Source organism: Pseudoalteromonas sp. P1-9 (assembly GCF_001399975.1).
In the GTDB taxonomy this organism is placed as follows: domain Bacteria; phylum Pseudomonadota; class Gammaproteobacteria; order Enterobacterales; family Alteromonadaceae; genus Pseudoalteromonas.
In genome coordinates, this window is record NZ_LKBD01000035.1 from 1 (window position 1) to 14171 (window position 14171).

The 14171-nt window shown below is 41.8% G+C and carries 5 protein-coding genes and 1 tRNA gene; 5 read left to right on the plus strand and 1 reads right to left on the minus strand.

What is annotated here, in order from left to right; genetic code table 11:
• The first annotated feature begins 13 nt into the window (after window positions 1-13).
• The 5 genes from AN214_RS17325 (at window position 14) to AN214_RS17345 (ending at window position 9869) form a co-directional block, all read left to right on the plus strand.
• A tRNA-Phe gene (locus tag AN214_RS17325) sits at window positions 14-89 on the plus strand.
• Between the two features lie 788 nt (window positions 90-877).
• Window positions 878-2293, plus strand: a complete 1416-nt coding sequence (locus tag AN214_RS17330) for an efflux transporter outer membrane subunit (RefSeq protein ID WP_054980877.1) — start codon at window positions 878-880, stop codon at window positions 2291-2293.
• Window positions 2283-3587, plus strand: a complete 1305-nt coding sequence (locus AN214_RS17335) for an efflux RND transporter periplasmic adaptor subunit (RefSeq protein WP_054980878.1) — start codon at window positions 2283-2285, stop codon at window positions 3585-3587. Before AN214_RS17330 ends, AN214_RS17335 begins: the two co-directional genes overlap by 11 nt.
• Entirely contained in the window at window positions 3584-6697 is a 3114-nt protein-coding gene (locus AN214_RS17340) for an efflux RND transporter permease subunit (RefSeq protein WP_054980879.1), read from the plus strand. Before AN214_RS17335 ends, AN214_RS17340 begins: the two co-directional genes overlap by 4 nt.
• Window positions 6698-7133: 436 nt before the next feature.
• Window positions 7134-9869, plus strand: a complete 2736-nt coding sequence (locus AN214_RS17345) for a TonB-dependent siderophore receptor (protein WP_054980880.1) — start codon at window positions 7134-7136, stop codon at window positions 9867-9869.
• A 109-nt stretch (window positions 9870-9978) separates the two neighbouring features.
• Here the strand turns inward: AN214_RS17345 and AN214_RS17350 are convergent, their stop codons facing one another.
• Window positions 9979-14064 (minus strand): ImpA family metalloprotease, encoded by a 4086-nt coding sequence (locus tag AN214_RS17350; RefSeq protein WP_161805697.1) that lies wholly within the window; start codon window positions 14062-14064, stop codon window positions 9979-9981.
• Window positions 14065-14171 lie beyond the last annotated feature (107 nt).

The following is a 14171-nucleotide window of genomic DNA, read 5'->3' on the forward strand; positions in this document are numbered from 1 at the left end:
ATACAATTAAAGCGCCCAGATAGCTCAGTCGGTAGAGCAGAGGATTGAAAATCCTCGTGTCGGTGGTTCGATTCCGCCTCTGGGCACCACTTATTCTGAAACCCTGACCTTTAGGTCGGGGTTTTTTTATGTCTGAAATTTAGTGTTTGGCGCAATCTCACGTTTGTTCGATGAGAAAATACCTCCTTGTATTTTCCAAGCCATGCTGCGCATGTTCAAAATTGTTCCTGACAATTTTGTCCGCCTCAATTGCTGGGCACCACTTATTCTGAAACCCTGCCCTTTAGGTCGTTTTTTTTATGTCTGAAATTTAATGTTTGGCGAAATCTCATTATACTAATTGCATTAATTGATAGGTCACTTATTGCGACAGAGAAACGGTTCATAAACAAGGCGAAAAATTTAACATGTGGTTGTTCTAAATAAGAATTTTTTAACGCAGTTAATGAGGCGTTTAACTCGATAGAATGACAAAGTAGTTAATAAAATTGGTATGAGTTCGATGAGAAAATACTTCCTCATATTTTGCAGGCCATGCTACGCATGTTCAAAATTGTTCTTGACAATTTTGTCTGCCTCAATTGCTGGGCACCACTTATTCTGAAACCCTCTAATTATTTCTTCTTTTTAACTTATACTTTTATAAGCTTCTGTTTTAAATCAATTTTAAGATCTTTCGTTTATCAGCGACAAATTCACTTATCCATTTACTTCTCACGTACTCGATTAAGTTTTGACGGTTAGCCATAATGATCTTATTGGCAGGTGTTTCTGTATTAGCAATGAATGTAAGTCTATGTAAAGTTTATTGAGACACTTGTTAGACAATTATTAAACTATGATATTGAAGATATTTATTCTCTAGTGAGAAGACACTATGGGCAACAGGTTGAAGCCGCTTTATAAAGTAAATCTCGCTGTAGGTTTACTGATAACATTAGTAGGCTGTAATACAACAAATAAAATAACGTCAGATTACAGGGCTAACATAAATGCCCCCGAAGCATGGCAAACGCAAAGCCAATACTTGGCGGTGAAAGATAATTGGTTGAATGAATTGCAAAATACGCAAGCGTTTGAGTTGGTTGAAAAAGCACTTGCGAATAACCGCAGTTTGCAGCAAAAGGCGTTAGATATTGCCGTTTCGAAGCAGCAACTCATCGTGGCTGGTAGCGATTTATGGCCAACACTTGATTTATCGCTTGCCAGTAATCGCCGCTATAATCCAACTACAGACAGTTACACCAATGGTAGTGGGTTAGACCTAAATTTATCTTATGAATTAGATGTTTGGGGAAAATTATCGGCAAAAGAGCGAAATGCTAATTTAAATGTGATGGCATTAGAAGCCGATTACTTATCGCAAAAACAAGCATTAGTTGCCGCTGTCGTTAAAGCCTGGTTTGCCGTAATTGAGGCGAATAATCAAGTTGCACTTCTAAACGAACGCCTTGTGCTTGCGCAACAAAATTTAGAGATCATAGAGTCAGGTTACCGCCAAGGACTCAATGATGCACTGGATGTGTACTTAACACGTAACGAACTTAACAATGAAAAGTCTCGTTTAGTTGCGCAGCAAAATACGCAAGTGGAGCGCATTAGGGATTTAGAGTTGCTGCTAGGTGACTACCCATCGGGTTTACTTTCGGTGACTGCTGAGCTTCCGCTATTAACATCAGATATTCCACTTGGTATGCCGTCAGAGTTAATTACACGAAAGCCGTCGCTTATTGCAAGTTGGTATGGTCTGCTGGCAAAAGATGCGGCGCTGGCCTATGCCCATAAACAGCGTTTTCCTAGTTTAAAATTGACCGGCAGCATTGGGCCAGATAGCAGCGATATTAGTGATTTACTGGCTGGTGGCAATGTTGCGTGGTCTTTGGCGGGGTCGCTTACCGCGCCATTCTTTAACGCGGGTCGCTTACAAGCCAACGAAGAAAAAGCATTGCTTGAACTTAATAAACAAGAACTCAGCTATTTAGACAGTCTCTATTTAGCATTCCAAAGTGTTGAAAATGGCATTTCAGCAGAGCGCAATTTGCAGCAAAGGTACGAATCAACCTTACTTGCCGCAAATAACGCTAAGCTTGCTGAAACCTTATCATTTGAGCAGTACTTGAAAGGTTTAGTGAGTTATACCACGGTACTTGACGCGCAGAAGCGTTCTTTTGACGCACAAAGTAGCTTAATAACGATAAAAAATTTACTGATAGCAAACCGTGTTGACTTACATGTTGCACTCGGTGGCGATTTTAACGTCGCAGAATTAAAGGAAAACGCTAATGCCAACTAATAAAACACGATTCCCACGTTTTGTAATGCCAGTTTTAATTTTGATTGTGGCGGGCATTATCGTCAGTGTTATTTTTAAAAATCCACCCACAGCAAAGCGTTTTGGCGGTGCTAAACAAGCGCAACTTATTGTTGATGCAAAGACTATTGAACCGCGTTCTTACCGAGTACATGTGGCAAGTTATGGTATTGTAAAACCGCGGACGCAAAGTATTTTGGTAGCACAAGTGTCAGGCGAAATCAGCTTTATCAGCGATAGCTTGCGCGATGGTGGCTTTTTCGAAAAGGGTCAAATGTTACTCAGCATTGATGAGCGCGACTATCGTGCTGAAGTAAAAATTGCAGAGGCGAGTTTATTATCGGCAAAACAAGCGTTAGTGGAAGAGCAGGCAAGAGGAAAACAAGCGCTAGCAGATTGGCAACGTTTAGGAAGTGGCGATGCACCCAGTGACTTAGTGTTACGTAAACCGCAATTAGCCGCGCAGCAGGCCAATGTATTGTCGGCACAAGCAAAGCTTGAAAAAGCACAGCTTGCACTTGAGCGCACAAAAATTGTCGCGCCGTTTTCTGGGCGTGTACTTAAAAAGCATGTTGATATTGGTCAAGTGGTGTCGAACAATGCCCAACTTGCCGAGATTTTTGCCACCGATAAAGTCGAAATTCGATTACCGATTAATAATAAAGATTTAGCCTTTATAAATTTGCCAGAAGTGTATCAAAGTGGTGAAAAAACCAATCAAAATAGTATGGTTACGTTCACTTCTGATTTAATTGGCGAGCAAACATGGCAAGGCACCCTAGTGAGAACGGAAGGGGCGATTAATGATGCGTCACAACAACTTTATGTGGTAGCTCAAATTGAAGACCCATACTCAACGCCGATATCTGGACAAAATCCAGTAAAAATTGGCCAATATGTTAGCGCTACTATTAAAGGTCGTGAAATTCCAAACGCCTTGGTCATTCCAAATAACGCGATTTATCAAGGTAGCTATGTTTATGTATTGGATAAAGAAAATCAATTACTAAGAAAAGATATCTCTCTTGCTTGGCAGGGCGAAAGTGAGAGTTTGGTCGCGACCGGTTTAATGGCGAATGAGCGCTTGGTAGTAACACCGCTTGGTCAAGTAAGTAGTGGCACACGTGTTGCTGTTATTGGTGAAGCACCAGCAAAAAAACGCGACTCAGAGCAACGCGTAACTAAGTTACAAGAAATCGCAAAACAGCGAGGCATTACCGTAGAGCAATTAAAAGCTGAACGTAAAGCCATGCGTGAACAGGAGAAAGCACTATGATCGCCTGGTTTACACGCAATCATGTTGCCGCAAACTTGTTGATGATCAGCATTTTAATCGGTGGCCTGTTTTCGCTAACAACACAATTACCGCTTGAAGTGTTCCCGTCGTTTGAAACCGACCGCATTAGCGTCAGTATGTCATTGCGCGGCGCAACACCGGAAGATGTAGAGCAAGGTATCACTATTCGCATAGAAGAAGCGGTGCAGGATTTAGAAGGTATTAAAGAAATCCGCAGTCGCTCCTCTGAGGGCTCGGCGTCAGTTACCATCGAAGTCGATTCAGGTTACGACCCTCGCGATATGTTGGCCGACATTAAAAGTCGCGTAGATGCTATAAATACCTTTCCAAGTGATGCTGAAAAACCAGTAGTATCGCTTGCCCAGCGTAAACGCGATGTGATTAACGTAACTGTGTCGGGCAATTATTCAGAGAAAGAAACACGAGAATTTGCCGAACAGGTTCGCGATGATTTATTACGTATTCCGGGCGTAACCCAACTTGAACTCGACGGTGTTCGTAACTATGAAATAGCGGTCGAAATAAGCCAAGATAAACTGCGTCAATATCAATTAAGCATTGCTGATATTAGTAATGCGATTGATCGTTCAAGCGCTGATATTTCGGCAGGTAATCTACGCTCAAGTGGCGGTGATATTTTACTGCGCTCAAAAGGGCAAGCGTATTACAAAGATGAATTTGCAAGTATTATTGTAAAGAGCTTGCCAGATGGCTCACTGATCCGTTTATCTGATGTGGCTAATATTCAAGATGGCTTTGAAGAGTCACCCGTTCGTACGCGTTTTAATGGCAAACAAGCTGCGTTTATTGAGGTGTATCGCATTGGCGACCAAAGTGCGATAGATGTGGCTGATAAAGTAAAAGATTATATTCAAAGTCAGCAAGGCAAATTACCGGCAGGGTACGAGCTAAGTTACTGGGATGATGACTCTGTTATCGTCAAAAATCGTATTTCAACATTGACCTCAAACGCATTGCAAGGCGGCATTTTAGTGCTTGCTTTATTGACGTTATTCTTACGTCCCGCGATTGCGTTTTGGGTATTTATTGGTATTCCTGTGTCATTTATGGGCGCATTTTTAGCGATGCCACTTTTTGGCATCACACTCAATATTATGAGTCTGTTTGGCTTTATATTGGTACTTGGTATTGTTGTTGATGATGCCATTGTTACCGGAGAAAACGTTTATACTCACTTAAATGGCTCTGAGTCCGGAGAGGAAGCGGCCATAAAAGGCACACAAGAAGTTGCAACGCCAGTAACGTTTGGCATCTTAACCACAGTAGCGGCGTTTTTACCGCTCGCTTTTATTGATGGGGCTCGCGGCGCTTTATTTGCGCAAATTCCAGTAGTTGTGATCCCAGTTCTGCTAATGTCGTTGGTGGAATCCAAATTTGTATTACCGGCTCACCTTAAGTACTTAAAGTTGCGTAAGGAAAAAGGGCAGGTAAGCAAGTTTAGTCAGTTCCAACAGAACTTTGCTGATGGTTTTGAACGTAAAATTTTTAAATACTATCGTCCTTTTCTAAATAAAGCGGTGAGTAATAAAGGCATCACATTATCTTTATTTGTGGCGGTATTTTTTATTATCTTGTCATTGATTATGAGCGGCTGGACTAAATTTATTTTCTTTCCGAGAATTCCGAGTGAAACCGTGCGTGCAAACCTCACTTTACCAACAGGTACGCCTTTTAACGTGACGGCAAAATACATTGACTTAATGGCTGATAAAGCAGAGGTATTGCGAGAAAAGTATCGCGATCCTGATACCGGTGAGAGTGTTATTATAAATGTATTAGCTACCACTGGCGGGCGCGGTGGGGCAACAAATACCGGTGGCGTGCGTTTTGAAATAACGCCACCGGAATCTCGCGCTCTTGATATTGGATCGCGCGAATTAGTATCCGAATGGCGCGGTTTAATCGGGCAAATTCCAGGTGCCGAAACACTAACGTTTAGAGCCGAAATTGGTCGTTCAAGCGATCCAATAGATGTGCAACTAACGGGCATGTCACTGACTACTTTGCAGGAAGTGGCCGACCAAGTTAAAAAGCATTTGGCAACGTACCCTACCGTTTTTGACATCGCAGATAGCCTAAGTGATGGTAAGCAAGAGTTACAATTGGAGCTTACCGCGCAGGGTAAAACGCTGGGTTTAACCCGTACAGATGTAACACGTCATGTACGAAATGCATTTTTTGGTGTTCAAGTACAGCGTATTCAACGCGGTAGAGATGATGTGCGCGTAATGGTGCGTTTACCACTCAGCGAGCGCAGTTCGCTAACTACATTAAATGCTTTGCTGATTGATACGCCAAGTGGTGGTCAAGTACCGTTAAATCATGTAGCAACATTAACTCCCGGTAAAAGCCCATCGAGCATTTATCGGATTGACCGTTTCCGCACAGTAAATATCACCGCGGATATTGAAAAAGCCAATACGAATATGACCGTGTTGCAGGCAGAATTAAAAGACTTTTTAGATGGCTTAGTTGCAAAGTACCCTGGCGTGCGTCATTCACTGGAAGGTGAAGCAAAAGAGCAGCGCGAGTCATTTAGTTCGCTTGGGTGGGCACTAATCTTCGTATTTTTTGTCATTTATGCGCTGTTAGCGATACCTTTTAAATCGTATATTCAACCGCTTATTGTTATGAGTGTAATTCCTTTTGGCATGATTGGTGCTGTGCTAGGTCATTGGATAATGGCAATGGAATTAACCATTATGAGTTTACTCGGTATGCTTGCGTTAATTGGCGTAGTGGTTAACGACTCCTTGGTATTGGTTGATTATATTAATAAACGACGAAATGATGGTCATGAACTTATGGAAGCCGTGTTAACTGCAGGTGTATCGCGCTTTAGACCAGTAATGCTTACAAGTATTACCACGTTCTGTGGCTTAATGCCGTTATTGTTTGAACAGCAAACTCAAGCGCAGTTTTTAATTCCAATGGCCGTATCACTTGGCTTCGGTATCATTTTTGCCACGTTAATTACGCTAATTCTGGTGCCAGTAAATTACTTAATTGTTGAGAAGCTAAAGACGGGATACGCAAAACTAACAGAGACAAATCAGCAAACAGCTTAAGTAGCGAGTCACTCTAGTGCCCTAAATATAGCTTACAGAGGGTACTTAAATTTATTGCATTCGAATGGCTACATTTGAGAACTTTGCGCATATTTGGTTGGTACTAGATCTGTTGATGTTCCTAATGCAATAGGTTCGCTAATCAAAAACGTCATTTATAAAAAGGAGCTTCGGCTCCTTTTTTATTATTTTTAAAAAAATATTTTGTGATTACATTTAATCACATGCCTTTTCTATCTTACTGATAAATAAGTATTAAAAATACTATTGCAGTCAAATCAATAAACCTCTTATTAATATTTTGTATACAAAAGTGTAAAAAAGTATTAATTTATGTAGAAAGTATACAATATATTTTATATAAATTATCCCGTGTTACGAACTCTCACATCAGTAACACGTACGTAAATTATTTTTATAAATGGCGAGTAAAATAATGAAAACAAATAAATGGGGTTCTCAAACGGGCTTTAAAAAGGCATTGTTGCCTTTCACGATTTCTTCACTTCTTCTTGGCGCACCAGCTCTTATGGCTGCCGAAGAAGATGCAGCAGCAGAACAAGTAGAACGTATTGCAATTACTGGTTCGCGTATTAAACGCGTTGATATGGAAGGGGCGTCACCGGTTATTTCAATTACTGCGGCCGATATGGAATTATCGGGCTTTTCAACAGTAAGTGATGTTTTACGTAACTCAACACTAAACAGTTTTGGCTCATTTGGTGGCGCATCAAACAATGGGTGGAGCTCGCAAGCGCAAGTTGCACTGCGTGGTGCCGATCCTCGTCAAACTTTGGTTTTAATCGATGGCGTTAGACTGACTAAATCACCAGTTACGGGGGGCTCTGCAAACTTAAATATGATCCCAACTGCGGCAATTCAGCGCATTGATATTTTAACTGATGGTGCGTCGGCAGTTTACGGTTCAGATGCCGTAGCGGGTGTAATCAACGTAATTTTAAAACGTGATTATGAAGGCGCTGAGTTCTCAGCAAAACTTGAAACGCCAGATACAATCGATAGCGGCGATTCGCAGCGTTATACGTTTACAGCTGGTGGTTCGTCAGATAAAACATCGTTTGTATTTGCTTGGGAGCACTATAAAGAAGAGCAAGTTCTATACGCTGACTTACCTTATGCGAAAGCGCAACTTAAAGAAGAAGGGTTAGATCCACGTTATCTTGATAACTGGCATGGTATTAGCCCAACAGGTCGCGCATTAGAGCAATGGAGTAACGGTTGGGTAACGCAATCGCTAAACCAAGAAAATAACTGTGATGTATATAACGGTCAAGGTTCTGGTACATTTATCGGTCCATTAACCCGTTTATCTGATGAGAGCTACTCAATTTGTGGTTACGACTGGACGCAAGCGGCGCAAGTTTTACCAGAAACGCGTCGTGACTCTGTAATGGCTAACTTCACTTATTCATTAACTGAAGATACAAGCATGTTTGTTCGCGGTATGTGGATGAACCAAAACACAGTCGATGTTTCGGCAGGTGACCCAGCATGGTTCCCAGTAAATGACGCATTACCTGCACGCACAATTACCACATCAGATGGTACAACACTTAACTTAACGCCAGTAGAAGCGGGCGGTTGGTTTGGCTACCGTATGAATTCAGCGGGCGACCGTACTGCAGATCACAATGACAACTCGCTTGATTTAGCAGTTGGTTTTGACGGTAACTTTGGTGATGTTTACTGGGATTTAAGTGCTAATTATGCGCGCTATGATGCGTTTACTTGGGGCACAAACTACACAAGTACGCCTCAGCTTTCAGGTTCAGTAGGCAGTTTTGATGACGACGGTGTTTGGCAAGGTTGGGATCCTCGTGACCCTGAATCTCGTCCACCAGCATCAGTATCAGCAAACTTTGATAAGTTCCGACGTGCAACACAAACTGCCGTTCGCGGTGGCTTACAATTTGATATCGTCGAACTACCAGCAGGCGCAATGTCAACTTATGTTGGTGCATCGCATACCCGTGAAACTTACTACAGCAAAATCGATGGTCAGGCTGAAGCAGGTAACGTAAGTGGTGGTAACGGCGGTAGCGGTGGTGTTGGTTCACGTACTGTTTCTGCAGCATTTACCGAGGTTGTTATTCCTGTTATCGAAGGCATGGAAGTGAAACTAGCCGCTCGTTATGATGATTACAGCGACTTTGGTGGCACATTTAACCCTCAAGCAAATATTAGTTACCGTCCAATCGATAGCCTATTACTTCGCGCATCAATAGGCAGTGGTTTCCAAGCACCATTATTAACCGATTTATACAGCGATGTAGTACGTGGTTATGCTGAAAACGAAGTGGATTTTATTGGCTGTTATCAAGATGGCATTAGTATTGGCGATTGTGAATATCGTACATCTTACTGGGCAAGTTCAGGTGGTAACCCAGACTTAGAGCCAGAAGAATCAGATAATACGAACTTAGGTGTGGTTTGGCAGTTCTCAGATGGTTGGTCACTTTCAGCCGATTACTGGACGCTTGATGTAGAAGGCCGTGTAGATACGATTGACCATGAATTACTGCAAATTATGCAAATTCAAATTTGGGAAACTGAAGGCCAAAACGTACCAATTTCAGCGCGTTTACCGGGTGTTGATATTCTTTATCGTGGTGACAATGTTTCTGAAATTATTAGCCCATTAGCAAACGCTGGTTTACGTGAAAGTGCTGGTCTTGATATGACACTGACAGGTAAGTTTGACTTTGAAGCTGCAGGTGAACTTGATTTTGACCTAAATTGGTCGCACATGGTGGCATACAAAACCAGCTTTATTAATGAAGAAGGTGGTGTAGAGCTTGGTGAAGACGAACTTGGTGATGTTTACCGTCCACAAGATAGAATCAACGCTAACATTACTTGGTCACTAGGCGATCATGCTGTAAACCTATACTCATACTACATTTCTGCACAAGAAAATGCGTATGTTGACGATAACGGTGAAAAGCAAGTTACCAATGAGTTGGACTCGTTTACTGGTCACAACTTAACGTACACCTATAACGCGCCGTGGGATGCAACAGTGTCAATTGCTGCGTTAAATGTACTTGATGAAGATACACCACGCGAAACTAGTTCACCGCGTGAACCTGTGTTATCTCTTTATGATGTACGTGGTCGCGTATTTACGTTGAATTACACGCAGCGTTTCTAATATCAACCTAATAATTAACTCTTTTAATTTCCCTGGAGTTAGTTAGCGAAAGCCCAGTTATAATAACTGGGCTTTTTTTGTTGTTACTGTTGTAAAAGAGTTGCAGTGGTTAGTTATGTGGCCATGTTTGTGTACCATCAACCGGTAATTCAGTTTGTTCTAAACTCGAGCAATAACCTGTACCGTCACTTGTGTAAAATACTTCTGCTAGTTCGTTAAAACCATTCGATTTTACCTGTGTTTTCGCTTTATCTGATACGGTGAATCCGTACATGGTAAACCAATTGGTTAAATCAAGTTGCGTAATGTGGCTCAATGAAATAAACAGCCAATCGTTGCGTGCAATACTGGCAACTTCTGAACGGGTATAATTGGCAAAGCCCAAGCCTACTTTTTTACCTTCCCACGCGCTATCTGAATCATCAGCTCGATAAAATTCTCGCTCCCAAATATGCAGGCGCGGGTAAACAAACCAGCCGTTATTTAGCGTTTTTTGTGCTTGTGCGGCCATCATAAGCTGCATGTAAATAGCATGATGCTCAGACCAGCTTTTCGTTAAGTTAGCTTGCATATAAGCGACAGGGTCGGCATCAAGTTTGCTCTGCTGCAGCGTATTAAATAGCGCTTTAAAAGGTAAGCTTTGGCAACTTGCAGACTCACCTGTTTCATCTTCGTAAACTGATTTACTAAAGTACGAATAAAAGTTGGTATTTGAGTGACCGCCATAGCCTTCAAAGCGCATGCTACCGCGTTCTATGCCATGGCCAAGTTCGTGTAAGTCACCGTGACCCGTAGGGCTAAAGTTCCAACCTGCATCATACGGGTTACCGCTACAACCCCAGCCACAAGTGGGTTGGTCGGCATTCATATGCTTCACTATGTCGATGGTATCAACGTCCAAACCACGAGTGGTTACAAAGTCGTGTATTTCTGGTTCTACATCAATTCCAGGTCCTTTAAAACCTGCAAGCACATGTACTAAGTTATGAGTATAGCGAGATGTTGCATTGGCAAAATCAGATGCCACAGGCCAGATGCTGCCTGCAAGTGAGGCTTCTAATTTAGTCAGTTTTGAATGCACCTCAAAGCCGGGCGTCGCAATTTCTGCCCAGTCATAGTCGCCGCTTGCCATGCGCTCTGCAAAAATGGCATCGTCAGCTTTATTACGCCAGTGCGGGTGACGCCCAATGTGGGTAAAGCTAAAGCTTACATCCACATCTTTTTTATTAAATGCAATTTGAATTGGCCCACCATAGCTGGATGTCAATGTGACTGATTCGTTAGGTTTTACTTCAATTCTTTGCGTTTGTAGTAAATAAGGTCGGTTGTATTTATTTTCATTAAATATATGCGTTGCGCCAGTGCGCAGTGTATTAATAAATACATGGGTTGATACATCTTGGTTGTCGGTGCGCGTCACGGTAAAGCTTTGTCCGGGAATAGCGTATACCCCAGCAGAGCGAAAGTACGGTTTTGCAGTTAGCGTAACTGAAGTATGTTCAGGCGTTATATGACTGAAATCTGAGCGACTAAAGTTACCCATATCTGGCTGAATAGGGTTGATATCTCGTACATTGTAAACCGCGTAATCGGCATACAAAGATTTAAAAAATGAGGTGGTATCAGTAGTGATTTTATCCATCGGAAAACTAACTGTTTGGCGATAATGATCAGCCAGTAAAATCAGCAGTTTATTTAAACGATAGTCAGCACTTGTAAAAATATTCCGTTTTTCACTATCAAACCCGTTAAACATTGCTTTAACAGCATCTGCACCGGCAAAAAATTCGCTTTGAGTATTAGATTCTGCAGGGCAACTGCGCGTTTCACAATTTGATAAATCGACATTAAAGTTACCTGCTCTAAAATTATTTAGCAGGGTATTTATTGCCACCATATCGCTTGGCAAGGTATTAAATACGGTACTTGGATTAAAGTCGCCTAAGTAAAGCTTCCACCAATAATTATCATTTTGATGGCTAATATTTAGCAGTTGTAACAGCTTACGGCCATGATCGCCGATACCACCATCGTATTGGATATATATTACAGGGATATCTTGTTCAAGTGCCGAGCTAACTGCATCTAAAATGGCTTGTTTGTTATCATCATCACGTACCATACGAGAAATAATAATCACATCGGGCTTAGCAGCAATACACTGAGCCAGTTTGCTGCCATCACAATCACCCTCTTGGTTGTAGGAAACATTGCTGTAGTTATTATCAAACCACGCGCGCGTTAAACTTCGGTCTCTAAACCAGTAGCTTTCATCAAGCTGAGTTAGCACCACATTAAATTGGCTTTTAGTGGTTGTGGATGTTTGCGTAAGCCAATCAAATGCATTGGTCATAAAGGTTAGCATTTGGTCGTTTACTGTGTTTCTAAATGGGTTGCCACCGTATGCTAGGTATCTGCTTGTGTTTTCAGTTTTACTACCGGCAATGGCTATTGGTAGTACTCTGTCAGGCCCGCCAGATTGATTTGAGTTGGTACTGTAAAGCACAGTATCGTTAAACGGGTATTGGCCTTGTAAAATCGCAGCGTCATGCGTTGGGTCCCAATCAATTGCGGTTAGCATGCCACCTTGAGCATTTTGTTTAAACAATTGTGATTTAATCGTGTTAAAACGCGCTTTATGTGACGATAACTCGCTAATAGCAGCATTTAAGATGGTGTTGCTTTCCTTAACAAACAAGGCATTGCCAGTTTCAATGGCAATTGTTAGCCAGCTCTTTTCAACTTCTAAAGTAAGGGATTGAGTATTACTTTCTTTACCATCAGATAAGCTAAACGTTAATTGCTCTGAGCCAACATTGTCATCATTCGCACTGCCCGCGAGGGTTTTAGTATTTTGATTAAACGAAAGCCAAGTTGGTAAATTAACTGGGGTAATAGTGATTGTATCGTTATCATCGTCTTTAACGTTTAGCGCTAGGCTAAATGGCTCAGCCGCTCGTGTTTTAGCTGTTGTTGTGAGTAGTACAGGCAGATTGTTAATTGCTTCAACAGTTATCTCAATAATGAGTGTTGCTTCGGCCTTACCGTCAGAAACGCTAATTGCAATATTAGAATACGTTGCTACGTTATCCTTAGTTGGCGTACCAAATAGGCGACCCGTTTTATTATCGAAACTTAGCCAGTTTGGTAAGTTTTTCACGCTAAAGTTAAGACTGTCCCCATCGCTGTCTTTCGCGGTTGGAGTAAACTCGTAAGCGGTGTTTACAACCGCATTCGATGGCGTACCTGAAATCTCTGGTGGGTTATTGATAATTGGCGCAGCATCCACGGTAATGCTCACTGTCATACTTGCAGTATCTTTGCCGTCATTAACGGTAATTACAATATTGTTATAGGTGTCAACGCTTTGTTCGTGCGGTGTCCCGTAGATCTCACCCGTTACAGTATTAAACGCAGCCCAACTTGGCAGATTACGTGCACTAAAGCGTAACGTGTCTCCATCAGCATCACTTGCGGTTGGAATAAATGAGTAAGGGTAGTTAGCTTGTGCATTCGTAGGTGTGCCTGATATAACAGGTGCGGTATTTGTAGGTTCGGCGGCTAATACAGTAATCGAAAAGGTTATTTCGCTCTGTAGCTTGCCGTCACTTACAGTTAGGTTGATATTATTGTGCTGTCCAATATTGTCGCCTGATGGGGTGCCACTAAAAGTGGTATTTGACTCATCAAACGAAAGCCATGTTGGAAGGTTATTAACCTCAAATGTGAGTGTATCGTTTTCTTTATCGGTAACAGAAAGCACAAATGTATATGCTTTGTTTTCATATGCGTTTGGCGGCGTACCTGAAATTTCAGGCGCTGTGTTGGTTTCTTGTGAGTCAATGACTTGAAGGCTGTATGTATACGTCGATGAGCCTTTGCCATCGGATGCAATCAATTCGAATGTAATACTTCCTAAATCCGTCACGGCTGGTGTGCCTATGAGTATATTGTTAGAAAGCGTCAACCAATTGGGTAAATTGTTCGCACTTATTGAAACAAGGTCGTTGTCTTTATCGCTAACAGTTGGCTTAAACTCGAACATTTTGCCAACAAAGGCATTGTCTGGCTCGCCAGTTAACGTAGGAAGAGTGTTGAGTACTATTTGCGTATTCTCTTCGCTGCTATCGTCACCACCACAGCCCGATAACGTAAGAGATGCAACAGCAAGAAAGAGTGCACTGATGTTTTTCATTGTTATTGTTGTTAATTTTGCATTTAAGTTGAGTTTTAACTCTAACATTTGTGCAATAACAGAGGTATAACCAAAAAGTTGGTTTTTTAAGCTATGAATCAAAAAGT